Consider the following 25501-nt stretch of genomic DNA (forward strand, 5'->3'; position numbering starts at 1 on the left):
GGAGAGGAGTTAATGGAAATGAAGCAGCAGTATACAGCGTATGAGAAGTTACAGTATGAAGAAATGACAGGCGCTGGGCACGTGATTCAATGTTTGAAGAAATTGGGTGTAACGACCGTTTTCGGCTATCCAGGCGGAGCGATTTTACCAGTATACGATGCGTTATACGAAAGTGGTTTGAAACATGTTTTAACTCGTCATGAGCAAGCTGCCATTCATGCGGCTGAAGGATATGCGAGAGCTTCTGGAAAGGTCGGGGTAGTCTTTGCTACCTCTGGCCCAGGGGCGACAAATGTAGTTACGGGCTTAGCAGACGCTTATATGGATTCGATTCCTTTAGTTGTCATTACCGGCCAAGTTGCAACGCCTTTAATTGGTAAAGATGGATTTCAAGAAGCGGATGTTGTCGGAATTACAGTACCTGTTACGAAGCATAATTACCAAGTTCGTGATGTAAATCATGTATCACAAGTTGTGCAAGAAGCTTTTTACATCGCCAAAAGCGGACGCCCGGGACCAGTATTAATCGATATTCCAAAAGATGTTCAAAATGCAAAAGTCACCAGTTTCTTTAATGAAGAAGTTGATATTCCGGGGTACAAACCAGAACTTGTACCAGACAGCATGAAACTTAGAGAGGTGGCTAAAGCAATTTCAAAATCAAAGCGTCCACTTCTTTATATTGGAGGAGGTGTCATTCATTCAGGTGGATCCGATGAACTCTTCGAATTCGCAAGGGAGAACCGTATTCCAGTCGTTTCAACTTTAATGGGACTTGGTGCATATCCACCGGGAGATCCATTGTTTCTAGGGATGCTTGGTATGCATGGGACATACGCTGCTAATATGGTGGTAACAGAATGTGATTTACTACTTGCATTAGGTGTTCGCTTCGATGATCGTGTAACAGGAAAATTAGAACTTTTTTCTCCGCACTCGAAAAAAGTACATATTGATATTGATCCTTCTGAGTTTCATAAAAATATAACTGTAGAGCATCCGATTGTTGGTGATGTGAAAAAAGCGTTACACATGTTGTTACATATGTCTATTTATACCCAAACAGACGAATGGCTTCAGAAAGTAAAGGCATGGAAAGAAGAATATCCACTTTCTTATAAGCAAAAAGAATCTGAGTTAAAACCACAGCATGTGATCAACTTAGTAAGTGAATTAACGAATGGTGAAGCGATTGTCACAACAGAAGTAGGACAGCATCAAATGTGGGCTGCTCACTTCTATAAAGCAAGAAAACCTCGGACGTTCCTTACTTCTGGAGGATTAGGAACGATGGGGTTTGGTTTTCCAGCAGCAATCGGTGCTCAGCTAGCTAAAAAAGAAGAACTTGTTATTTGTATTGCAGGTGATGCTTCTTTTCAAATGAACATTCAAGAACTACAAACAATTGCTGAAAATAATATCCCTGTAAAAGTATTTATCATAAATAACAAATTTTTAGGGATGGTAAGGCAATGGCAAGAAATGTTTTATGAAAATCGTTTATCAGAGTCAAAAATTGGATCACCAGATTTTGTGAAAGTAGCAGAAGCTTATGGAGTAAAGGGATTAAGAGCAACAAATTCAACCGAGGCGAAACAAGTGATGTTAGAAGCATTTGCTCACGAAGGTCCTGTCGTAGTTGATTTTTGTGTAGAAGAAGGTGAAAACGTATTTCCGATGGTTCCGCCAAACAAAGGAAATAACGAAATGATTATGAAGAGGTGGGAAGAATGAGTCATACTTTTTCACTCGTTATTCATAACGAGCCAAGTGTCTTATTACGTATAAGTGGGATTTTTGCTCGGCGTGGTTATTATATTTCTTCTTTACATTTAAACGAAAGAGATACTAGTGGTGTTTCTGAAATGAAACTCACAGCAGTTTGTACTGAAAATGAAGCGACATTACTTGTTAGTCAGTTGAAAAAATTAATTGATGTTCTGCAAGTAAATAAATTATAAGGAGTGTATGGAATATGAAAACATATTATGAAAAAGATGCAAATGTGGAGTTATTACAAGGAAAAACTGTTGCAGTAGTTGGTTATGGATCACAAGGTCATGCGCAAGCACAAAATTTACGTGATTCTGGTGTAGAAGTAGTAGTTGGTGTTCGTCCTGGTAAGTCGTATGAAGTAGCGAAAGTGGATGGGTTTGAAGTAATGTCTGTTTCAGAAGCGGTTCGAACCGCACAAGTTGTACAAATGTTATTGCCAGATGAACAGCAAGCACATGTATATAAATCAGAAGTAGAAGAGAATCTCCGTGAAGGACAAATGTTACTTTTCTCACATGGATTTAACATTCACTTCGGCCAAATTAATCCGCCAAGTTACGTAGATGTAGCAATGGTTGCGCCAAAAAGTCCAGGTCATCTCGTTCGCCGTGTATATCAAGAAGGAAATGGTGTTCCGGCATTAGTCGCAGTGCATCAAGATGCGACGGGAACAGCGCTACATGTAGCATTAGCGTATGCAAAAGGTGTAGGGTGTACACGTGCGGGGGTAATTGAAACGACATTCCAAGAAGAAACCGAAACGGATTTATTCGGTGAGCAAGCTGTACTTTGCGGCGGGGTAACTGCACTTGTGAAGGCCGGGTTCGAAACGTTAACGGAAGGTGGATATCGTCCTGAAATTGCATACTTTGAATGTTTGCATGAATTAAAGCTAATTGTTGACTTAATGTACGAAGGTGGATTAACGACTATGCGCCATTCTATTTCAGATACGGCAGAGTTTGGAGATTATGTAACAGGATCGAGAATTGTTACAGATGAAACGAAGAAGGAAATGAAGCGTGTTCTGACAGAAATTCAGCAAGGTGAATTTGCGAAGAAATGGATTTTAGAAAATCAAGCAGGGCGTCCGACGTATAACGCAATGAAAAAAGCAGAACAAAATCATCAATTAGAAAAAGTGGGAGCAGAGCTTCGTGAAATGATGAGCTGGATTCATGCACCGAAAGAATTAGTAAAGAAATAGAGTAAGAGAGTATAAATGAAAAATATGTAAGAGGGGATTTGACAAGATGAGAAGTGACATGATTAAAAAAGGTTTTGATAAAGCACCGCACCGTAGTTTATTAAAAGCAACTGGTTTGAAAGATGAAGATTTTGATAAACCTTTCATAGCGATTTGTAATTCTTTTATTGAAATTATTCCAGGACATAAACACTTGAACGAGTTTGGGAAACTTGTAAAAGAGGCAGTTCGTGCGGCAGGTATGGTACCATTCGAATTCAATACAATTGGAGTTGACGATGGTATTGCGATGGGACATATCGGTATGCGTTATTCTCTTCCGAGTCGTGAAATAATTGCAGATTCAGTAGAAACGGTTGTAAATGCACACTGGTTTGACGGCATGATTTGTATCCCAAACTGTGACAAAATTACACCAGGTATGATGATGGCTGCACTACGTATTAACATTCCGACTGTGTTTGTTTCAGGCGGCCCGATGGCAGCAGGAAAAACATCTAAAGGAGAAGTTGTTGATCTGAGTTCTGTTTTTGAAGGAGTAGGAGCTTATCAATCTGGGAAAATTTCAGAAGAAGAATTAAAAGATATTGAAGATCATGGCTGTCCATCTTGTGGCTCTTGTTCGGGTATGTTTACCGCGAACTCTATGAATTGTTTATGTGAAGTATTAGGTTTAGCTCTTCCTGGTAACGGGAGTATTTTAGCAATTGATCCAAGACGTGAAGAGTTAATTAAACAAGCAGCAGAGAAATTGAAAATTTTAATTGAAAGAGATATTAAGCCGCGTGATATTGTAACAGAAGAAGCAATTGACGATGCTTTTGCACTTGATATGGCGATGGGTGGATCAACGAATACAGTATTACATACGCTAGCACTCGCACAAGAGGCAGGACTAGATTATGATATGAACCGTATTGATGCAGTTTCAAGACGTGTACCTCATTTATGTAAAGTAAGTCCAGCCTCAAATTGGCATATGGAAGATATTGATCGTGCGGGCGGGATTAGTGCAATTTTGAAAGAGATGAGCCGGAAAGAAGGAGTACTTCATCTTGATCGAATAACTGCTACTGGGCAAACATTAAGAGAAAATATCGCTGAGGCAGAGATTAAAGATAAGGAGGTTATTCACTCTCTCGAAAACCCTCATAGTGAAGAGGGGGGCTTACGTATATTAAAAGGAAATCTTGCTAAAGATGGAGCGGTTATTAAAAGCGGTGCAACAGAGGTAAAGCGTTTTGAAGGGCCTTGCGTTATTTTTAATTCACAAGATGAGGCACTTGCGGGCATTATGCTTGGGAAAGTGAAAAAAGGAGATGTAGTTGTCATTCGTTATGAAGGACCAAGAGGTGGGCCTGGTATGCCAGAAATGTTAGCCCCAACATCAGCAATTGCTGGAATGGGATTAGGTGCTGAGGTTGCATTATTAACAGATGGACGTTTTTCTGGAGCTTCACGTGGAATTTCAGTAGGACATATTTCACCAGAAGCAGCAGCGGGCGGGATGATTGCACTTCTTGAACAAGGGGATATTGTATGTATTGATGTTGAAGAACGCTTACTAGAAGTAAGAGTGAGTGATGAAGAATTAGATAAGCGTAAAAAAGAATGGAAACGACCAGAACCAAAAGTGAAAACTGGCTGGCTTGGACGTTATGCACAAATGGTAACATCGGCGAATACAGGGGCTGTTCTGAAAATCCCACATTTTGATTGAGCCAATTTAAAAGAGATAAGGATGATATATAATGGTGCAAAAGGTAAAGGAGAGAGTGAAAATTGAAGATATCTTAATGGCCCATAATTGCATGAAAGATATCGTTATTAAAACACCGTTACAACGTGATACAGTTTTATCTGAGAAATATGATTGTGACGTTTATGTAAAACGAGAAGACTTACAATTAATTCGCTCTTTCAAAATTCGTGGTGCATACAATTTGATTCAAAGTTTACCGAAAGAAAAGTTACAAAACGGTGTTGTTTGTGCAAGTGCTGGTAATCATGCGCAAGGAGTTGCTTATACGTGTAATTTATTGAAGATTCCGTCAAAAATATTTATGCCCACAACAACACCGAAACAAAAAGTATCACAAGTACAATTTTTCGGTGGTGATTTCGCAGAGATTGTATTAGTTGGTGATACATTCGATAGCTCTTTCCAAGAAGCACAGTGTTATTGTGAAGAAAATAGAATGACATTTGTTCATCCGTTTGATGATCCGTATGTAGTTGCTGGTCAAGGGACAGTGGCAGTTGAAATTATGCATGATATGGAGAAACCGGTTGATTATATCTTTACAGCAATCGGTGGTGGTGGATTAGCATCAGGAGTTGGTACATATGTAAAAGGTGTTAGTCCTACTACAAAGGTTATTGGTGTAGAGCCAATGGGAGCTGCATCTATGAAAGAGGCTTTTCTTCAAAATGAAAATGTAGCATTGGAGAAAATAGATAGCTTTGTTGATGGGGCAGCTGTTAAAAAAGTAGGAAAGTTAACATTTGAAACTTGTAAAGATGTAATTGACGATATTATTTTAGTACCAGAGGGGAAAGTTTGTACGACGATTTTAGAACTGTATAAGAAAAATGCGATTGTAGCTGAACCGGCTGGTGCACTCTCTATTGCAGCGCTTGATTTATATAGAGATGAAATAAAAGGTAAAACAGTTGTATGTACGCTAAGTGGTGGAAATAATGATATTGATAGAATGCAAGAAATGAAAGAGCGTTCGCTCATTTATGAAGGACTGAAACATTACTTTATCATTGAATTTCCGCAGCGTTCAGGTGCGCTAAGAGAATTTCTTGATAAAGGATTAGGACCAGAAGATGACATTACGCGCTTTGAGTATATTAAGAAACATAATAAAGAAAATGGTCCAGCATTAGTCGGCGTAGAATTAAAACATAAAGAAGATTATGAGCAATTAATTACTCGCTTTAAAGAAAATAATATTCAATTTATGGAACTTAATAAAAACCCTGTTTTGTTTGATTTGCTTATTTAATAGAAGGAAAGAGTTAGAATGTAAATAAAAAAGATAGATACAAGCGAGGGAATATAGTGCTTGTTCTATCTTTTTTATAGTTAAACTAGGTACTCATTAAATTCAAGAAGAATAAAGCTAGCTAACCAAAAGAGTATCGCAATACGAATGATTACATACATTGTAAATTCAAAAGGAGTAAGATTTCTCTCTCGCTTTATTTTTTTAAATAGTCTCACAGAATAAAAGGAACATAAAAGCAGGATTGCTATAGACATTTTATAGATGTTTTCTAAGAGGTTTATATTTTCTAATAACTCTTTCAGCATGTTTATCACCTATTCTGTAAAGTATATTACAGAGAAATAGATCTTGAGCTGTCTAGTTTCGTTTGTTTTTTATTTTCCCTGTATCATCAATTTCTACATCAGTTGAAATTGTTTGTAAATATTGAAGAGCTTTTTTCTTTTCTCCTTCATTTACAGGGGAAACTTGGTTGTTGCGAATGATATAAGGATTGAATGACATTTGGACATCCTTTCCTTTAAAAGTTAAAGTTAATACGCCAGTTTCAGCGCTTTTCCCATTCACATAACTCGGGAATAAAAAGTTACCTAATGAGTAAGCGATAGGAACTTTATTATAATACTCAAACCCTTGTAACCAATGTGGATGGCTCCCGACAATTGCGTTAGCTCCTGCTTCAACCATTTTAGGTACATATTGCTTTTGGTATTCTACCGGACGATTTGATTTTTCAACGCCCCAATGCATATAGACGATTAAATAGTCTGCATCTTTCTTTTGTTCTTTAATTGTTTTTGTTACAAGATTTAAATCATAGCCATTCGCAACGCCAGGTTTATTCTCACCAGCTACCCAATTAGAATCAGGCATAAATCGAACGAAGGAAAGAAATTTAAACTTTTTCCCTTTTACGGTCATTTCTCGTGCTGTATATGCATCTTTCGCATTTTTTCCGGCTCCAATGTAAGGGAACTTTAATTTTTCTACGTGAGAAATCGTATCTAATAATCCATCTTGCCCATAATCAAGTGTGTGGTTATTCCCAATATTTACGATGTCATATCCAGTGTTTTTAATAGCTTGTAGTGTAGATGGATCACTTTTAATCCAAAACAGTTGCCCAGGTGCTTTCTTTTCTTTCGTTGTAAATGCCGACTCTAAATTCACAAAAGAAATATCAGCTTTTTTTATTTCTTCTTTTACATGTTGGAATGGGTAATCAGCCCCATTCTTTTCGATTATAGGACGTAATTGCCAATCAAACATTGTATCACCAGAGAAGGTGAGTGTGATTTCTTGGTCTTCTATTTTCTTTTCGCTTTTTGAAGCGGTTTTACTAGATTTGTTTTGCAAATCGGGTTTGTCTTTTGCTTTTGAAATAAAAGAGTAATTGATTAATAAAACAATCGGTGTAATGAAAAAGGCTATTAACAAAAATCGTTTTAGTAAAGTTTTCATATATACCTTCCCTTTTAATATTATCCCGCAATTAAATTAACACTGAATCTATTAAAGGTAATTAAAGTTACAAAAAATAGCGGGTTATGTAGTGGAAAACATTTGTTAATATTCTCAATATTAAGTTAACATATAGATAACCTGTAAATCAATGTATAAACCAAAATATAGAAATAAAGAATTCGAAGGGTGAAGAATGAGAAATGGTTATATTAGGAGCAGTTGTAAATGGAATTTGTATTATATTTGGTACTTTACTTGGTAAATTATTTAGTAGGATTCCAGAAAGTATGAAAGGGACGATAATGCACGCAATCGGTTTAGCGGTTACTGTGCTTGGGCTTCAAATGGCATTAAAAAGTGAAAACTTTCTTGTTGTCATACTGAGTTTAGTGATTGGTACGGTAATTGGAGAATGGTTACAATTAGAAGAAAAGTTAAAACATTTAGGGGATTGGCTAGAAAATAAAGTTGGATCGAAAGGGAAAGGTAGCATATCAGAAGGTTTTGTAACAGCTACTTTAATTTTTGCAATTGGCGCGATGGGGATACTTGGTGCACTTGACAGTGGGATTCGCGGAAATCATGATATTTTATTTACAAAGGCGATTATCGATGGATTTATTTCTATTATATTAACGACAACTCTAGGAATTGGCGTAGTATTTTCGGCAATTCCAGTTGTTTTATATGAAGGTGGTATTGCAGTTTTTGCAACACAAATTAATAGTTTTGTCCCGAAAGAATTAATGAACCAATTTATAGTGGAGATGACGGCTACGGGCGGCATTATGATATCTGCTATTGGATTGAACTTGCTTAGTATTATTAAAATCAAGGTGGCAAATTTACTTCCAGGTATATTGGTAGTGGGTGTAATTGTTTCAATTATTTATGGTTATGGTTTGTTAGTAAATTAGTAGAGGATGGAAACACATATGGAGGAATTTCAATTTACAAAACGTGTGCATAAAATATTGGAGATTGCAGCAAAAGAGAGTGAGTATAACATAATTCACCCAGTCCATCTGTTTATAGGTATGTGTAAAGAAGGTACAGGAGTTTGCGCTGAGTTATTTATGTATTTGTTTCACAAAGTCGGTCCAGATTTTTTAGAAAAACTTTCGTTACGAAAACAATTCGATTTACATAATCAAGAGTATAAAAAAATAGGGCAATATAAACTATCTTATAAGGCGACAGAAATTTTACAAATAGCGAAGAAACGTATGGAACGCTTTCAGCAAGTAGTAGTAAATGAAGGACATGTTATGTATGCATTATTTCATGTAGATACAAATATTGGTGGATTTATACATACACAAATGCAAGAAGATATATTACGTATTACAGCTGCACCGAGAGACTTAGCGGTTGATTTAAATAGTTTTAAATCTATTTATAATACATTATTTTGTCATGTAAGAAGAGTTAGTCCTTCTGATTTTGATAAGTTATCACGATTTGTAGTGGATGAATTTGGTGAACGGTGGTTACAGTCGGTTGATTATGGATTTCGGACATATAACGAAAAGTTACCTATCTATATTGCACAGCAGGAGGAAGTAATAGTTGGTTTCGCCTGTTACGATGTAGTGAGAGGAAAGAAAGGCTTGTTTGGTCCAATGGGCATAGCGAAACAAAATCGTGTGAAAGGTGTAGGAAAAGAATTATTGCATCATTGTTTATATAATATGAAGCAAGATGGATATGAATATGCGATTATTGGACAAGCAGGTCCCATTGAGTTTTACGAGAGAAATTGTAATGCTCGTTTAATACCGATAGATAATAAGTAACCAACTTCATATAGAGGAGTTGGTTTTATTATGAAAATGATGTAGAGATGTAGTGATTTTTACTGGAAAATAGCGGGTTTTGTAGTAAATCTTGCATATAAAGCAAATTACTAAACTTTTTACAAGAAAGGGTGTAGAATGGGTATCTAAAGAAAGAAGGTGTGAAAATGGCCAGCTGGAAACGGAATTTAATGATTTGTTGGCTAGGTTGTTTTACCACTGCAGCCGGTATGAGTTTAGTAATTCCTTTCTTATCTTTTTATATTGAGGAATTAGGAGTAACTGGCACTTCAAGCATTGCACAGTGGTCGGGACTTGCATTTGGTGTAACATTTTTAATGGGTGCGATCGTATCGCCAATATGGGGAAAGCTTGGTGATATACATGGACGGAAATTGATGCTTATTCGTGCTAGCCTCGGTATGGCGATTATTATGACGCTTATGGGGTTTGTAACGGATGTGTATCAACTAGTCGCACTAAGATTTTTAATGGGAGCAGTATCTGGTTTCCTTTCAACAGCGATGACATTTATTGCAGCAGAAACTCCGAAAGAACATTCAGGTTGGGCGATTTCCACAATTTCAACTGGTGGTGTGAGCGGTTCGTTACTTGGCCCGTTACTTGGAGGTTATTTGTCTGAGTTAATTGGAATGCGTCATGTCTTTCTTGTTACGGGAGCTTTTTTATTCCTTTCCTTTCTCATCGTTTTTTTCTTCCTGCATGAAGAAAATCACTCTGCTCAAGCAAAAAAAACACAGCCGAAAAAAGTATGGACGATGGTCCCAGCGAAGCATTTAATTATTAGTTTATTTGTAACAACATTTATTATTCAACTTGCTAATATGTCAGTTCAACCAATTGTTACATTGTACGTGAAAAATTTAGTAGGTCCTCATACTGCACATATTGAAACAATTGCGGGTGCAGTTATGTCAGCGACAGGATTAGCAGTTATTTTGGCAGCACCAAGACTAGGAAGATTATCAGATCATATCGGTCCTCAAAAAACGTTAGTTGTAGCGTTATTTGCTGCAGGAATTATTTTTATCCCGCAAGCATTTGTAACGTCAGCTTGGCAACTATTAATTCTTCGATTTTTATTAGGTATCGCACAAGCAGGATTATTACCTTCCGTACAAACTCTACTAAAACAACATACACCAACCCATGTTACGGGACGAATATTTGGATATAATCAATCATTTCAGTTTTTAGGAAATATGATTGGTCCAGTGCTCGGGGGACAAATTGCAGCGCATGCAGGTTTCCAATATGTTTTCCTCTCTACATCATCACTATTATTTATTGCGTGTATTTGGGTTTATTTTCATAATAAGAACGAAGAAGTATCAGAGAAACAACGTTTGGAAGTTAGTTAACTAAGTGAATAAAAAAGGATGAAGCAATGAATGCTTCATCCTTTTCTTTAAAATTTAAGACATAGATAGCTTAATGTACCAAGCTCGTAACTACGGTGAATGACTTCACCGCTATTTTCACCACTTCCCATAGCGATAAATAAAGGAACAAAATGTTCTGCTCTTGGTACTGCTAATTGTGCATGAGGAGCATTTTTCTCCCAATTAAACAATGCATCTTTATCGTTATTCTGCATATGTTTAATAATCCAATCATCAAATTCAATTGCCCATTTTTCAGGTGTAGTTTGATTCCATTTCAGTGCTCGTAAATTATGAACGGTAACGCCACTCCCGATTACTAAAATATCTTCTTGTCCGAGTCCTTTAAGTGCTTCTCCAATTTCAAATTGTTCTTTTGCAGAAAGGAATGGATTGACTGATATTTGCACGACAGGAATATTTGCTTCTGGATACATGCGGTGCAGGAGTGTCCATGAACCATGATCTAAACCTCTCGTCATATTATGATGGACTGAAATACCTTTGTTCTTAAATTTTGTTTCTAAAATAGATGCAATATGAGAAGAGCCTTTCGCACGATATTTGATTTCGTATAACTCAGGGGGAAAACCTCCAAAATCATAAATTGTTTCATACTCGTTATCTGATGAGGAAATCGTTAATACTTCACTTTCCCAATGAGCAGTGAAAATAACAATTGCTTTCGGTTTATATGTTTCTCCAAGTGTTTTTAAAAATCGTGTATAGTCTGTATCTTGAATAGCGAGCATAGGCGAACCATGTGCTAAAAATAATGATGGCATCATAATAGTAGAAACCTCCTAAAAATTATATAATTACTTTATGTAAGTAACTATATAATTTTATTTTGAATTCGTCAAGAAATTAGTTTAAAAGCAAGTCTGAAAAATACATCATTTGTCATAATGAAAGCAATTACATATAATATAAAATAAGAAAAGTGAATGGATATTCATTTTCTTAAAGCTATACATAATAGAGTTGGGGGCTGACGAAATGAATGTACAGGAAAGTTTCGTTACGGCATTGGATGGATCGGAAATTTATTTGCGTAAGTGGTTACCAGAAGGAGATCCGAGAGGAATTATTCAAATTGCACATGGCATGACAGAGCATGCAGGGGTGTATACAGAATTTGTAGATGCTTTATTGGAAGCAGGGTATGGTGTTTATGCGCATGATCATAAAGGACATGGGAAAACAGTAAAAAAAGAAGAAGATTATGGTCATTTTGAACCAAATATAGGGTGGAATCAAGTTGTATCGGATGTTATCTTTGTTTCAGAAAGGATAAAAGAAGAGCAGTCAAGTCCTTTGTTTTTACTTGGACATAGTATGGGTTCTTTTTTATCAAGACGTGCTGTACAACTTAGAGGCGAATTATATGATGGATTTCTGATTTCAGGAACAGGTGGAAATCCAGGGCTTTTAGGAGCTATTGGTCATAAAGTAGCGACAATTGAGATGAAATTGCGCGGGGCAAAAACGAAAAGTCCAATGTTAAACTTTTTATCTTTCGGAAACTTCAATTCGAACTTTAAGCCAAATCGTACAAAATTTGATTGGTTATCTTCAGATAATAATCAAGTTGATAAATATATTGCGGATCCGTTATGTGGTTTCATTTGTACGACGAGTTTTTACCGAGAATTATTTTCTGGAGTATTAGAAGTAAATAAACTAGAAGAATACAAGAAGACGCCAAAGAATCTTCCAATACATATATTCTCTGGTGATCGTGATCCTGTTGGCGATATGGGGAAAGGTGTAAAAGAAGTATATGAAAACTATAAAAAATGTGGTGTGAAAGACGTGACACTACGTTTATATGAAAATGGTAGACATGAAATGTTTCATGAAGTAAATAAGGATGAAGTATTTAAAGATTTAATTTCGTGGTTAGATGCGCATAATAAATGAGAAAGATAATCCCAAACTGTTTGTAGTTTGGGATTATTTATTATACAGAAATAGGGGCAATAAATTCTTAAATTCACTTTACTTAATAAAAAATAAAGAAATATTGTATGAGAGGAAACCTCACTTTTCTGAAGTGAGGTTTTTTGTAGTAACAAAGTAATAGTGAATAAAACTAATTTTAAAACTAATTTTAAAAGTAATTTAAAATCAAACTTTTTATAAAGCAACAGATGCTCGTTCATAATAGTAGTATAATAGTGAATGAGGTGTTAATAGAATGGAAGATAGAACATTAGGTTTATTACTAGATGTTGTTGGTGAATTATTTTCAGATGAAATTTCAATTGCTGTTTCGAATACGAAAGAATATATTTACTATCGGCCAAGTAAACGAATTGATTTAAAGATTAGTGTCGGGGATCCTATAAAGGAAGGGACGATTGCTCATAAAGCGATGGTGATGAATCAAAAAACCTCTGAGTTTATGAATCGGGATGTTTTTGGTATTCCTTATCATGGAATGGCTGTACCATTTTCAAACAATGGAAAGCTTGAAGGGTGCGTAACGGCAATTTATCCAGCTTTAACGGATGGAAAGTCAGTTGTTACTTTAAAAACAACAGACGGCTGGATTCCGGTTCCTTTTTCAAAGGTTATGTATTTAGAGGCTAAAGATAAAAAGACGTATGTGAATTCAGAAGAGTTATCAGGAACACATAAATACTCTCTGCAAGAATTCGAATACTTGCTTCCGAAAGATTCATTTATTAGATGTCACCGTTCGTTTATTGTAAATGTTAATCATATTAAAGCGATTTATCCTGATACCCATTCTACTTTTGTACTTTCGATGGATAATGGTGAGAGAGTACCAGTTAGTCAATCATACGCTAGTTATTTCCGTAAACTTCTAGGATTCTAAATTTTTCTGCTTTAGAACCTAGATTTGCTGTTCTGTCTGAATTTTCGGCATTGTATACTAAAATCCCTATTTTGATAGTGTTAATGTGTAAAATAATTATGAATATTCAATGAGAGAGGGATTACATATGGAGAACAATTTAGATAGAATCAGAGATCAACGTCTAAAAGATCGGGTAGTTACACCTGAAGAAGCAGCTTCCTGGATTCAAAGTGGAATGACTTTAGGCTTAAGTGGGTTTACACGTGCAGGTGATGTAAAAGCAGTCCCATTTGCGCTTGTAAACCGAGTTAAGAATGATGAATCTTTTAAAGTAAATGTTTATACTGGGGCTTCTTTAGGATCGGATGTAGACAAATTATTTGCTGAGGCAGGAATTTTAGGGAAAAGATTACCTTTCCAAGCTGACGCGACTATGCGAAAAGGAATTAATAACGGAGACTTTTTATTTGTGGATCAACACTTGTCTCATACAGCAGAGTTACTCCGTGCTGACGTTCTGGATATAGATTTCGCTATTTTGGAAGCGGTTGCGATTACAGAGGACGGAATGATTATTCCAACCACTTCAATTGGAAATTCCTTAGCGTTTTCCTTAAATGCTAAGTCTATTATTATTGAAATGAATATGGCTCAATCCGCGCAATTAGAGGGGCTACATGATCTATATGAACCAGGTAAACAAGGGGAGAGGCTTCCAATTCCGCTTGTGAAAACAGATGACCGAATTGGAACAATCGGTATTCCAATTGATCCTGAAAAAGTAAAGGGAATTGTGTTTACGAATCAATTGGATTCGCCATCGACAATTGTTCCTCCGGATGAAGAAACTGTTATTATGGCACAGCATTTAATAGAATTCCTTCGAGAAGAAGTCAAAGTAGGCCGATTAACAAATCGTTTAGCGCCGTTACAATCAGGAATTGGTTCAGTGGCTAACGCCGTATTGCATGGAATGTTAGATTCAGAATTTGAAGATTTAGAAGTATATTCCGAGGTTTTACAAGATGCAGTTTTTGATCTTATGGATGCTGGAAAAGTCAATTTTGCTTCTTGTTGTTCTATCACGCTTTCTGAAGAGAAAATGCAACAAGTATTTTCTAAATTTGAAAAATATCGTGACAAATTAATGATGCGTCCGCAAGAGATTTCCAATCATCCTGAAATCATTCGTCGCCTTGGATTAATCTCAATTAATACTGCATTAGAATTAGATATATACGGAAATGTTAACTCTACTCACGTTTTAGGTACAAAAATGATGAATGGTATTGGTGGGTCTGGTGATTTTGCAAGAAATGCACGCTTAGCTATCTTTGTTACTAAATCGATTGCGAAAGGTGGTAACATTTCAAGTATTGTTCCTTTCGTTTCTCATGTAGACCATACTGAACATGATGTAGATGTTATCGTCACTGAACAGGGGTATGCCGACTTAAGGGGACTTGCGCCAAGAGAAAGAGTGGAACTTATTATTGAGAATTGCGCACATCCAATGTATCGTGAACAGCTACGAGCTTATTACGAAGAAGCAAAAACAAGAGGTGGACAAACTCCTCATATTTTAGAAAAAGCTTTTTCTTGGCATACGAACTATGCTAAAAATGGAACAATGCTTGAAGCGGTAGTAGAAACTGTATAGGTTTGTATCGTACAAAATAGTAAAATGAATGAGTGGGTTTGAAGATTAAATTTTAGAAAAAGAGAACGCCAACTTTTAGGGATGGCGTTCTTTTTCTTTAAAAAAATTGTTGAAAATTGTACTGGTTATAATAAAGATTTATAAAAATAATCTCTAATTTATGAAAATAAAAGGTTTTTTGAAGTGCTTTCCGAATCAATTTAGTAGTTTACATATCGAAGGTGAGGAAAAAGAATCATGAAGATAAGAGAAGCGTTATTAAGTGAAGCAAATGAATTAAGTGAACTCGCACTACAATCAAAAGCAACGTGGGATTATAGTGAAGAATTCATACTTGCTTGTAAGGAAGATTTAACAATTACAGAAGAATACATAAAAAATAATTTTTTATATGTTTTAGAAAACGATAATGCGAAGATTGGTTTTTTCTCATTTTTACGTAATGATAAAGCTCTCGATTTCTTGTACATTCATCCTGATTACAAAGGAAAAGGTTACGGGAAAATACTTTGGGAGTATGTAATAGAAAAAGCCAATGAACTAGGATTAAAAAGTTTTACAATTGATAGTGATCCGAATGCAAAAGGATATTACTTGAAAATGGGAGCACAGTTAATAGGAGAGACACCATCAACTGTCTTTAAGGGGCGTGTACTGCCTCTTTTGAAATATGATGTGTAAAACTATTAATAGTAGGGGAAGATTAGAATGGATGATGTAAAGGAAAAAAGAATATATGAAGCACTAATAAAATCGTGGTCGATTGAAACGAGTTCAAAGTGGACAATTGAAAACCCAGCAAAGGGACAATGTGGTGTTACAGCTCTTGTCGTTCAAGACATATACGGAGGAGAAATTAAAAAGACAAAAGTAAGAGAGGTATGGCACTTTTATAACTTTATAGATGGGCAGAGATTTGATTTTACAGAGACTCAATTCAATGGGAAATTGAATTATATGGATGAAAAGTCAAATCGGGAAGAAGCATTTGCAGATACAAATGAAAAGCAATATAACATTTTGAAGGGAAAAATAACGAAAGAATTAAAATTATCTTTTGACTCTTAATCTTTAATAAGTTACTATAATGGTGGTAACTTATTAAAGGGAACTTCATAGAGTTGAAAGGGGAAATACTTTTGAAAACAACTTATGTAAACGCTACAATTGTAACGATGAATGAACAAAACGAAGTGATAGAAAATGGATATATCATTGTAGAAAATGATCAAATTATAGATGTAAAGAGCGGAGAATTCGCTAATGAATTTGAAGTAGATGAAGTAATTGACATGAAAGGAAAGTGGGTTTTACCAGGGCTTGTAAATACACATACACACGTTGTAATGAGTCTCCTAAGAGGTATTGGAGATGATATGTTATTACAGCCATGGCTTGAGACGAGAATTTGGCCACTGGAAAGTCAATTTACTCCCCAAATTGCGGTCGCTAGTACGGAATTAGGATTACTTGAGATGGTGAAAAGTGGTACAACATCATTCTCTGACATGTTTAATCCAATTGGAGTAGATCAAGACGCAATTATGGAAACGGTATCAAGGAGCGGGATGCGAGCTGCTGTTTCAAGGACTTTATTTAGCTTCGGAACGAAAAACGATGAAAAGAAAGCGATTGAAGAAGCTGAGAAATATGTGAAGCGTTATTATAAAGAAAGTGGCATGTTAACTACGATGGTTGCACCACATAGTCCATATACATGTAGTACAGAATTGTTAGAAGAGTGTGCTCGTATTGCAGTAGAGAATCAAACAATGGTTCATATCCACCTTTCTGAAACAGAGCGTGAAGTACGTGATATTGAAGCACAGTACGGAAAACGTCCAGTAGAATATGCAGCGAGCTGCGGATTGTTTAAACGCCCAACAGTTATTGCACACGGTGTAGTATTAAATGATGATGAGCGTGCATTTTTAGCAGAACATGATGTTCGAGTAGCACATAACCCAAATAGTAATTTAAAACTAGGTTCTGGTATAGCGAATGTAAAAGCGATGCTAGAAGCAGGTATAAAAGTAGGAATTGCAACAGATAGTGTTGCATCTAACAATAATTTAGACATGTTTGAAGAAATGCGCATAGCGACTTTATTACAAAAAGGTATTCACCAAGATGCAACAGCTTTACCAGTTGAAACAGCTCTTACACTTGCGACAAAAGGAGCTGCTGAAGTAATCGGCATGAAACAAACCGGGTTACTAGAAGCTGGTAAGTGTGCTGATTTTATTACGATTGACCCGTCTAATAAGCCGCATTTACAACCAGCAGATGAAGTGTTATCACACCTTGTATATGCTGCTAGTGGAAAAGATATAAGCGATGTAATTATTAACGGAAAACGTGTCGTTTGGAATGGCGAATGTAAAACGTTAGATGAAGAGCGTATTATATTTGAAGCACGTCGTTATAAACGAGATCTGCAAAGATAGATAATTATGTGGCAGTTGAAAAAGCTATCCTTTTAAAAGGATAGTTTTTTTTCTTGAACGAATAAATATTCAAAAGAATGTCGCATCTTTCTGTTAGTATTTCTGCTATAATATATTACGCTTTATAATATTTTATATTTAAGGAGAACAACTCATGAAGCAAAAAAAGAGCCGTTTAATGGTAATGGCACTTGTTACATCTTTATTATTAACAGCTTGTAATAATAAAGCGGATAAAAGTGACATAGAGGTTAAAAAACAAGTGTTAAATGTAACAGTATCAGAAGAAATTCCTTCTCTGGACACTGCGAAAACAACGGATGGTACATCAGCACACATTATGCAGAATATATTTGAAGGGTTATATGTATTAAACGATCAAGATCAGCCTACTCCAGCCATAGCAAAATCGTTTAAAAGAAGTGAAGATGGTAAGAAATATACATTTGACTTGCGTAAAGATGCAAAATGGTCAAATGGGGATAATGTAACAGCAAATGATTTTATATTTGCTTGGAAACGTGCAATTAACCCTGAAACAGCCTCTCAATATGCGTCCATGCTCTTTTATGTAAAAAATGCGAAAGAGATCAATAAGGGAACAATGCCTCTTGATGCACTTGGGGTTAAAGCGATAAATAATTATACGTTAGAAGTTGAACTCGAACAGCCAGTTCCGTATTTTTTACAGTTGTTAGCACTACCTATATACTTACCACAGCATGAATCATTTTTGAACGAACAAGGAAACAATTATGCATTGGAACCTAGTAATCTCATATATAACGGTCCATTTGTATTAGAAAAATGGAAGCATGAACAAGAGTTTCAATTAAAGAAAAATACTACATATTGGGATCGAAAGAAAGTGAAATTAGATGAAATAAACTTTCATATCCTAAAGGATACAATGACAGCTGTAAATTTATATGAAGCTGGAGATTTAGATCGAGTACCTATTAATTCGCAAGTTGTAGACAAATATAAAGGGAATAAGGAATTACATATGTCGAGTGATCCTGGAATTGCTATGCTTCGTTTTAATGAAAAAAATAACGCGTTAGCAAATAAAAAGGTGCGTCAATCTATTTCATTAGCGTTAAATAAAGATGATTTCGTTGCTCACTTTATTAATAACGGAGCAAAACCTGCAAGTGGGCTTGTACCAGTTGGTCATGTAAATGAAGTGACTGGTAAAGATTTTAGAAAAGAAAACGGAGATCTTTCTTCATATGATTTACAAACTGCGAAAAAAGTTTGGGAAGAAGCGAAAAAAGAACTTGGAGTAGAGCAAGTAAACCTAGAGTTCTTAACGTTCGAACAAGATAATGCAATACGTATGGCAGAATATATAAAAGGTGATTTAGAGAAGAATTTGCAAGGGTTAACGATACAAATTAAACAACAGCCATTTAAGCAAAAATTACAGTTAGAACAAATAGGTGATTACGATATAACTATGGCAAATTGGGGACCTGACTATAAAGACCCAATTAGTTATTTAGAGTTATTTACGACAGGGAATCCGAATAATAAAATGAATTATTCTAATGTTCGTTACGATGAATTAATAAAGAAAGCGAAAACGGATTTTGTACTAGATACGGAAAATCGATGGAAAGCGTTGCGAGAAGCCGAGCAGGTATTATTAGAAGATGCAGCTGTGGCACCGCTTTATCATATTGGCTCAGCGTATGTACAAAAGGATTATGTAAAAGGGATTGAAAAACATCAATTTGGTGGTATTTATACTTATAAGAATGCTTATATTGCTAATGAATAAATACAAAAAACCTTACTTTTTAAAAGTAAGGTTTTTTTTACAGAGGACCGGGAAATCCTTTGGTGGTGTTCCTAGCATATAAAGAAGAGAAGTGCAAAATTGTAGTTACACATTCATAAGAAGTTGCAACAAATAATATTGAGCAGTTTGTTTAAGTAAAGAGAAGAATAGAAATATAGCATACAAGGAATAAGGGAATGTAGTACAGATCAGCATACAAGCATTTTCTTTCTGTAACTATGTTTGTTTTTAATTATATAAAAAAATATTAGGTTATATATTTTGTCCTTGGTATACTTAAAAGGTAATTTGGGGTATTAAGATGATTTGATAGAGGTGTTTGTGTGGAATTATTTGAGTATTATAAAAAAAGGGGAATTTCTATGAAATCATTACGTTTATTTATGATTCTCACTCTTGTTGTATTGTTAAGCGCGTGCAATACAGCGACACAAGTTACAAAGGTTCAAAAAAATGGCGAAACGACTTTAAAAATTGGTTCTCTGCAAGGGTATTACGATGTACAAACACTTAAAGCTGAAAAAGGAAATGTGGAAATCCCTTATGAAGCAGCTGTTGAAGAAGGTACGATTTTATTACAAGTTACAAAAGATGATAAGGTTATTTATGAAGAAGAAATCACTTCTCAAAAAGAAGGTTTGCTTTCTTTTGAAGCTTCAAAATCCGGATCATATGATTTAATTGTACGCGTGAAGGGTGAAAAAGAGAAAGCAAAAGAAATTCAAATACATACTAAGCTATGAAAAAACGGTAAGTGGAGTGCACCCGCTTGCCGTTTCCATTTTCAGTTGATTCTGTCACAACATATGTTTATCAATTTAAGAGGTGATCTTCCGAAATTCCTAATGAAGTTAAAATAAGAGATCAACAAAAAATATGTTACAACCTTGGCGTGGTAGTAACGGAATTTATAACTCTCTTTTACACGATAAAAAGACTGGGTTTGATACATTTTTATTCGAAAGAGATGTAGATGGTAAAAAGCAAGTAGTAGTATTTAGGAGAAGGGACATAAGGTGATGCTCTTTTTGGAGAAGGTGTACTAGATCTTACTACCGATATTGATTATATATGGGGGGAAATAAGTTGAAAAGCATTGAAGTTCTAAATACATATATTGAAGGGAGTTCTGTTTCAATCCCTACGTGGTTAAAGCATCTAATTGAGGCAGAGGAGATACATCAAAACTATGAGAATGTACAAGTACTTGGTGCATTAAAAACAGATGCGGTGTTGTACTATGTACACCGTACGCTGCAAGTGTTGGATGGACTGTCTTTAGATGAAGAAGCATATCGTATTATTGAAAAGGTACTAACGTATAGTGAGCTTGCAAAGGTAGGATCTTTAAAACAGCGGGAGCAATGGAAGAAAAAAGGGATTAATCTATTGGTACATAACGAGGGTTCTGCTGATATCTTTAGTGATATTCAGTTTATTGAACGTGTAGAGACAAACTTAAACTCTACTGAGTATTTGTTTATTCAAGATTTAATTAGAACACATGGATTAATCGGGCAGTATATACGCGGGGAGGCTCGTTTGGACTCTCATGTTGATTTAATTAACACATATAAAGAAGAATACGGAGACGTTAGGTTAAAGGAGATTCTATACTATCTTAACCAATGCATTATTGAGGGCGTATCAAAAGCTTTGTGGAGTGAAGTGAAGAACGATGTGAAGATTACAATTGATGGTCTGTTTGATGGTTATATGGAGCCATTTACTTCTCGTATACATAGACTCACGCCAAAACATAAGGAGTCAGCATTTGAAAAAGATATAATTATGGGGAGCGAGAAGAGTGACGTTCAAACATTCCTATCTAATAAGGATTTGTGGTATGTAGAACCTTCTATGCATGCTCTTAGCTTTGAGGATATTTGGACAGTTTTTGTTATGTTAAAGAATGAGATAGGCACTAGAAAAGTTCAGCATATACATTTCGAGAAATTGATGCAGCAGCTACATTATGATTTCAAAGGCGAAAAAAAGGACAACGTGTATCGTAAGCGAGTTATTGAGAAGTATCTACGGGAGTACCGTGAGAACGAGAAACCGAATACAACGCATGTTTCTTTTCAGGTTAAAGTCGATGAAGATATGAAGACTGCGTATGTGTCGTTTCGGTTTTCTGCTGTAGGTGAGGCGTTAATTACCTTCTGTGTAGAGGCAGAAAAGATAGATATGATGCATGCTCGGGCAAATGTGCTGCTGTTTGATTTCTTCGGGTTACGAAAGGATGCATATGATAGATTCCATAACGAAGAAGTGTATCTGGAGCATATGAATAGCTCGGCTGATGATAAACGAATTATTCTTGATTATATAAAGGGAGATACGATTGTAGATGTCGGAGCCGGTGGTGGTGTCATGCTAGACATGATTGAAGAAGAGACCGAGGATAAACGAATCTACGGTATCGATATTTCCGAAAACGTGATTGATACGTTGAAAAAGAAGAAGCAGAACGAGGGGCGTTCTTGGAACGTCATTAAAGGGGATGCAATCAATTTAAGCAGCTCATTTGAAAAAGAATCGGTTGATACGATTGTATATTCTTCTATCCTTCATGAGCTGTTCTCTTATATCGAGTATGAAGGTAGGAAATTTAATCATGAAGTAATTAAAAAGGGGCTGCAGAGTGCTTATGAGGTGTTAAAGCCAGGAGGCCGTATTATCATTCGTGATGGCATCATGACCGAAGATAAAAGGTTAATGCGGGTGATTCGTTTTAAAGATGCAGGCGGAATGAAGTTCTTAGAGCAGTATGTCCAAGAATTTAAGGGGCGTATAATCCAGTATGAGGTACTTGCAGACAATACAGTCAAAATGCCTGTTAATGATGCAATGGAGTTCTTATATACGTATACTTGGGGTGAGGATTCCTTTGTTCATGAAGTGCAGGAGCAGTTTGGAATTTTTACGCCAAACGACTATAAGGACTTCGTAAAGGGTATCTTTGGAGATAAAGTAAATATCGTTCAAGCTATGAACTATTTGCAGGATGGATATACAAACCATCTTAGCGAGAAAATCGAGTTTACAGATGAGTCTGGGAATGCTGTTACGCTACCAGATAGTACGTTCTTTATGGTTTTAGAAAAGAGGTAATGATGTTGAAAGACTTTAAAAATATAATTTTAAGAAACTTAATTTAATAGTCTTCAGTTAAATAGCGTATTTTTAGAGTAATGAAAAATTCCTAATTTCTTAACTTTATACCGAGAAACATATCCAAGTGGGGTATTGACGATTAAAACCGGGAATATTAGAACAAATTCGCTAGCTGAAATCTATCGAAACTCCCCTGTTTTTCAAAATCTTCGTAATCCTGACAAGTATAAGGGAAAGTGTGGTGTTTGTGAGGGATCTCGTTCTAGAGCATATGCAATGACGGGGGATTATATGGAAAGTGAGCCTTTCTGCGTATACGTACCAAAAGCATTGCGAAAACAGAAAAAGAACATAAAAAAGGGCTATGAGTAAAAGCTTACTCACAGCCCTTTTTTAATGTTTTATAATGTATAGTACTTCGCATCCGTCATTAAAAATTCGCTACCTATAACTGTTGTACTGAAACAAGTTTTTTACACATGTATTCTACTAAACCGATTTTAATAAAGAATAAAAATTCGTATCATAGGGAATGTCATCTTGATACATATAATTTTTTAGAACGCCTTCTTTTTCAAAGCCTAATTTTAATAGTACTTTATTGGAAGCTTCATTTTCAAGAAATACAATTGCTCCGATCCGCTTTAAATGAATCGTATGGAAACCGTATGATATAACCTCAGAAACAGCTTCAGTCGCATATCCTTGTCCCCAGTGTTCAGGCAAAAAGGCATAACTTATATTGGCTCGTTTATGCTCAGAAGACCAATCGTGAAAACCAATGGTACCGATGAGTTCTTTCTTGTCTTTTAATTCGATTCCCCATTTTATACCGCTTCTTGCATTGTAGCTCAACTTAAAGTTATGAATGATTTGTTTCACTTGATCAACATCTTGTAACGGTTTTTGGCCATAATAGCGCAGTACATTAGTATTAGAAAAGCATTGTAGTATACGTGGTGCATCTTTTTCGGTAAGTTCTCTTAAAATGAGTCTTTCAGTTTTTAATAAAGGAAACATATTTTCGCTCCTTTTCACATGAAAATAGAATGTATTTGTTATTATATAATTTAATCTGAAAATAAAGATTATTCAAGGTGTAAGGGTAGATTTGATTTATGATAAACTTAGATGTGGAATATATTTCAAAAAAGAGGTTTGGAAATGGAAAAAAATTCGATATTAATTGTAGATGACGATAAAGATATTATTCAATTTATTAATGTGAATTTAAAACAAGAAGGTTTTAAAGTTTTTAGTGCTCATAACGGAGAAGAGGCTTTAGAAATAATAAATAATAACAGTATTCAACTTGCTATTTTGGATATTATGATGCCTCAAATGGATGGTATAGAACTTTGTAGAAGGATTAGAGAGAAACATAGTTTACCAATTATGTTTTTAAGCGCGAAATCATCGGATGTAGATAAGGTAATTGGATTTAGTACTGGGGCAGATGATTATATTGTGAAGCCGTTCAGTACAATTGAATTTATAGCAAGAGTGAAAGCTCAATTAAGAAGGTATACATATTTCAATCAAAATGCTCCCCAAGTAATGGAAAAGAAAATAAATATTAGAGGTTTAGAAATAGATGAAGTGTCGAGAACAGTAATGTTATATGGAGAAAGAATCAATCTTACGAAAACTGAATATGATATTTTACACTTAATGGCAGCTGCAAGGAATCGTGTGTTCACAATTGAAGAAATATATGAGAGCGTTTGGAACGAAAGAGCCTATGAAAGTAATAATACAGTAATGGTTCATATCGCAAGATTAAGAAATAAAATTGAAGAGAATCCAAAAGAACCGAAGTTTATACAAAATGTTTGGGGAGTCGGATATAAAATTGAAGATTAAATCATTACAAGGCATTAGAGCTAAGTTTTTTATCGCATTCATATGTAGCATCTTGTTAGCGACTGTAAGTATAATAGTGTTTCAAATTTTAGTTGGAAATATATATAGTCAGGTTAATGTTTTAGAGGAAAAATATTCATTTTTATATTTTATAGTTTTTTTGATTTTTACTACAACATACTTTGCATGTATGACAAAAACACTGATGAAAAGGTTGTCTCAAATTAACAAGAACCTGAAGGAAATAAGTGACGGTAATTTTGAAATACATATACCTATTTTGAAAAATGACGAGATTGGTGAACTAGCGGCAAATGTTAATAGAATGGCGAAAAGCTTAAAAGAGTCTATCGAGAATGAAAAAAAATCACAGGAAATGAAAAATGAAATGATTAGTAATATTTCTCATGATTTACGAACGCCAGTAACATCTTTAATCGGTTATGCGGACCTGTTAGGAAATAAACTTCATTCGAATGGAGAGGAATGTGAACAGTATGTAAGTATATTAAAGCGAAAAAGTTATGAATTAAAACATCAAATAGATGATTTATTAGAATACTGTCAAATAAATTATAGAGAGATTGAATTACATAAAGATGAAGTAGATATGAAAGCATTAATTGAACAAATCATGATTGACTTTGTACCACAATTAGATGATGCTAATATGAGCTTTTATATTAAAGGTGATGAAGTGCTACATGTAGAAGTTGATGTAGCACTTATAGTGAGACTATTTGAAAATGTAATAGGTAATAGTATTATGTATGGAAAAGATGGAAAGGAAATTGCAATTGAAATTTCCAATAAAACAATGAATGTTGAAGTAGAAATTAAAAATTTTGGACAATGCATTCCGAAAGAGGATCTTCCTTACGTTTTTGAGAAATTTTATCGTAGTGGAAAATCACGTAGTTCTCATACGGGCGGGAAAGGAATAGGACTTGCAATTTCAAAAAGTATAGCCGATCTCCATCAAGGGGATATCACTGTACGTAGTAACGATAAAGAAACAGTTTTTACTGTGAAATTACCGCAGTATAAAAAAGTAAGAAAGTCGTAAGTATTTCTTTTATATGTCGTAATTTTTACTTTGTATCATTGAGAAAAAGGA

General features: G+C 35.2%; 23 protein-coding genes and 1 pseudogene. 20 read left to right on the plus strand and 4 right to left on the minus strand.

Features of this window, described 5'->3' with window-relative positions; all coding sequences use genetic code 11:
• Positions 1-18 precede the first annotated feature (18 nt).
• Genes ilvB through ilvA form a run of 5 tightly spaced genes read left to right on the plus strand, consistent with a single transcriptional unit; the run spans position 19 to position 5997 of the window.
• The gene (gene ilvB / locus ACS2QP_RS03650) at positions 19-1734 is read left to right on the plus strand and encodes an acetolactate synthase large subunit (protein WP_332283818.1); all 1716 of its coding nucleotides are present in this window, start codon (positions 19-21) and stop codon (positions 1732-1734) included.
• The gene (locus ACS2QP_RS03655) at positions 1731-1961 is read left to right on the plus strand and encodes an ACT domain-containing protein (RefSeq protein WP_000019916.1); all 231 of its coding nucleotides are present in this window, start codon (positions 1731-1733) and stop codon (positions 1959-1961) included. Before ilvB ends, ACS2QP_RS03655 begins: the two co-directional genes overlap by 4 nt.
• Before the next feature lie 14 nt (positions 1962-1975).
• Complete coding sequence (gene ilvC, locus ACS2QP_RS03660) at positions 1976-2983, plus strand: ketol-acid reductoisomerase (protein WP_153580801.1); 1008 nt, start codon at positions 1976-1978, stop codon at positions 2981-2983.
• A 46-nt stretch (positions 2984-3029) separates the two neighbouring features.
• On the plus strand, positions 3030-4703 hold the full coding sequence (gene ilvD / locus ACS2QP_RS03665; protein WP_001255813.1) for a dihydroxy-acid dehydratase: 1674 nt from the start codon (positions 3030-3032) through the stop codon (positions 4701-4703).
• A gap of 31 nt (positions 4704-4734) precedes the next feature.
• Positions 4735-5997 carry a threonine ammonia-lyase IlvA gene (ilvA, locus tag ACS2QP_RS03670; protein WP_000250327.1) on the plus strand — a complete coding sequence of 421 codons (1263 nt, stop codon included), beginning with the start codon at positions 4735-4737 and terminating at the stop codon, positions 5995-5997.
• Between the two features lie 80 nt (positions 5998-6077).
• Here ilvA and ACS2QP_RS03675 read toward each other — a convergent pair whose 3' ends face one another.
• A complete protein-coding gene (locus ACS2QP_RS03675) occupies positions 6078-6305 on the minus strand; it encodes a hypothetical protein (protein ID WP_000910604.1) in 228 nt (75 codons plus the stop codon).
• A 52-nt stretch (positions 6306-6357) separates the two neighbouring features.
• Complete coding sequence (locus ACS2QP_RS03680; protein ID WP_000854536.1) at positions 6358-7461, minus strand: CapA family protein; 1104 nt, start codon at positions 7459-7461, stop codon at positions 6358-6360.
• 203 nt (positions 7462-7664) lie between these two features.
• Between ACS2QP_RS03680 and ACS2QP_RS03685 the strand changes: the two genes are divergently transcribed.
• From ACS2QP_RS03685 to ACS2QP_RS03695, 3 genes are all read left to right on the plus strand, one after another.
• Positions 7665-8381: a DUF554 domain-containing protein gene (locus ACS2QP_RS03685; RefSeq protein ID WP_000236030.1), complete on the plus strand. Its 717-nt coding sequence runs from the start codon at positions 7665-7667 to the stop codon at positions 8379-8381.
• A gap of 18 nt (positions 8382-8399) precedes the next feature.
• Positions 8400-9260, plus strand: coding sequence for a GNAT family N-acetyltransferase (locus tag ACS2QP_RS03690; protein WP_017673948.1), 861 nt, complete (start codon positions 8400-8402; stop codon positions 9258-9260).
• A gap of 167 nt (positions 9261-9427) precedes the next feature.
• Positions 9428-10642, plus strand: a complete 1215-nt coding sequence (locus ACS2QP_RS03695) for a multidrug efflux MFS transporter (RefSeq protein WP_000179302.1) — start codon at positions 9428-9430, stop codon at positions 10640-10642.
• Between the two features lie 47 nt (positions 10643-10689).
• On the opposite strand, the gene ACS2QP_RS03700 is transcribed toward ACS2QP_RS03695, so the two are convergent.
• Positions 10690-11451 carry a DODA-type extradiol aromatic ring-opening family dioxygenase gene (locus tag ACS2QP_RS03700; RefSeq protein WP_153580796.1) on the minus strand — a complete coding sequence of 254 codons (762 nt, stop codon included), beginning with the start codon at positions 11449-11451 and terminating at the stop codon, positions 10690-10692.
• Positions 11452-11662: 211 nt separating this feature from the next.
• On the opposite strand from ACS2QP_RS03700, the gene ACS2QP_RS03705 reads away from it, so the two are divergent.
• The 10 genes and pseudogenes from ACS2QP_RS03705 to ACS2QP_RS03750 all read left to right on the plus strand — a co-directional run.
• Positions 11663-12586 (plus strand): alpha/beta hydrolase, encoded by a 924-nt coding sequence (locus tag ACS2QP_RS03705; protein ID WP_001102583.1) that lies wholly within the window; start codon positions 11663-11665, stop codon positions 12584-12586.
• 277 nt (positions 12587-12863) lie between these two features.
• Positions 12864-13508, plus strand: a complete 645-nt coding sequence (locus tag ACS2QP_RS03710) for a LytTR family DNA-binding domain-containing protein (RefSeq protein ID WP_000390211.1) — start codon at positions 12864-12866, stop codon at positions 13506-13508.
• A 127-nt stretch (positions 13509-13635) separates the two neighbouring features.
• Positions 13636-15150, plus strand: a complete 1515-nt coding sequence (locus ACS2QP_RS03715) for an acetyl-CoA hydrolase/transferase family protein (protein ID WP_078421297.1) — start codon at positions 13636-13638, stop codon at positions 15148-15150.
• A 237-nt stretch (positions 15151-15387) separates the two neighbouring features.
• Entirely contained in the window at positions 15388-15831 is a 444-nt protein-coding gene (locus ACS2QP_RS03720; RefSeq protein WP_000701907.1) for a GNAT family N-acetyltransferase, read from the plus strand.
• A gap of 27 nt (positions 15832-15858) precedes the next feature.
• Entirely contained in the window at positions 15859-16218 is a 360-nt protein-coding gene (locus ACS2QP_RS03725) for a YunG family protein (RefSeq protein ID WP_000342907.1), read from the plus strand.
• Between the two features lie 53 nt (positions 16219-16271).
• A complete protein-coding gene (locus tag ACS2QP_RS03730; RefSeq protein WP_438882139.1) occupies positions 16272-17597 on the plus strand; it encodes a bifunctional S-methyl-5'-thioadenosine deaminase/S-adenosylhomocysteine deaminase in 1326 nt (441 codons plus the stop codon).
• Between the two features lie 154 nt (positions 17598-17751).
• The gene (locus ACS2QP_RS03735; RefSeq protein WP_438882140.1) at positions 17752-19380 is read left to right on the plus strand and encodes a peptide ABC transporter substrate-binding protein; all 1629 of its coding nucleotides are present in this window, start codon (positions 17752-17754) and stop codon (positions 19378-19380) included.
• 383 nt (positions 19381-19763) lie between these two features.
• Entirely contained in the window at positions 19764-20144 is a 381-nt protein-coding gene (locus ACS2QP_RS03740) for a BA_1872 family lipoprotein (RefSeq protein ID WP_000838922.1), read from the plus strand.
• A 328-nt stretch (positions 20145-20472) separates the two neighbouring features.
• Positions 20473-22518 (plus strand): class I SAM-dependent methyltransferase, encoded by a 2046-nt coding sequence (locus ACS2QP_RS03745; RefSeq protein ID WP_002025623.1) that lies wholly within the window; start codon positions 20473-20475, stop codon positions 22516-22518.
• A 117-nt stretch (positions 22519-22635) separates the two neighbouring features.
• Positions 22636-22893, plus strand: a pseudogene (locus ACS2QP_RS03750) (SPASM domain-containing protein); the annotation flags it as partial.
• Positions 22894-23010: 117 nt separating this feature from the next.
• Here ACS2QP_RS03750 and ACS2QP_RS03755 read toward each other — a convergent pair.
• A complete protein-coding gene (locus tag ACS2QP_RS03755; protein WP_017673941.1) occupies positions 23011-23541 on the minus strand; it encodes a GNAT family N-acetyltransferase in 531 nt (176 codons plus the stop codon).
• Positions 23542-23685: 144 nt separating this feature from the next.
• On the opposite strand from ACS2QP_RS03755, the gene ACS2QP_RS03760 reads away from it, so the two are divergent.
• Entirely contained in the window at positions 23686-24384 is a 699-nt protein-coding gene (locus tag ACS2QP_RS03760; protein WP_000414517.1) for a response regulator transcription factor, read from the plus strand.
• Positions 24350-25450 (plus strand): HAMP domain-containing sensor histidine kinase, encoded by a 1101-nt coding sequence (locus ACS2QP_RS03765; RefSeq protein WP_224201336.1) that lies wholly within the window; start codon positions 24350-24352, stop codon positions 25448-25450. Before ACS2QP_RS03760 ends, ACS2QP_RS03765 begins: the two co-directional genes overlap by 35 nt.
• Positions 25451-25501 lie beyond the last annotated feature (51 nt).

The organism is Bacillus cereus group sp. Bce019 (assembly GCF_051781745.1).
GTDB lineage: Bacteria > Bacillota > Bacilli > Bacillales > Bacillaceae_G > Bacillus_A > Bacillus_A cereus.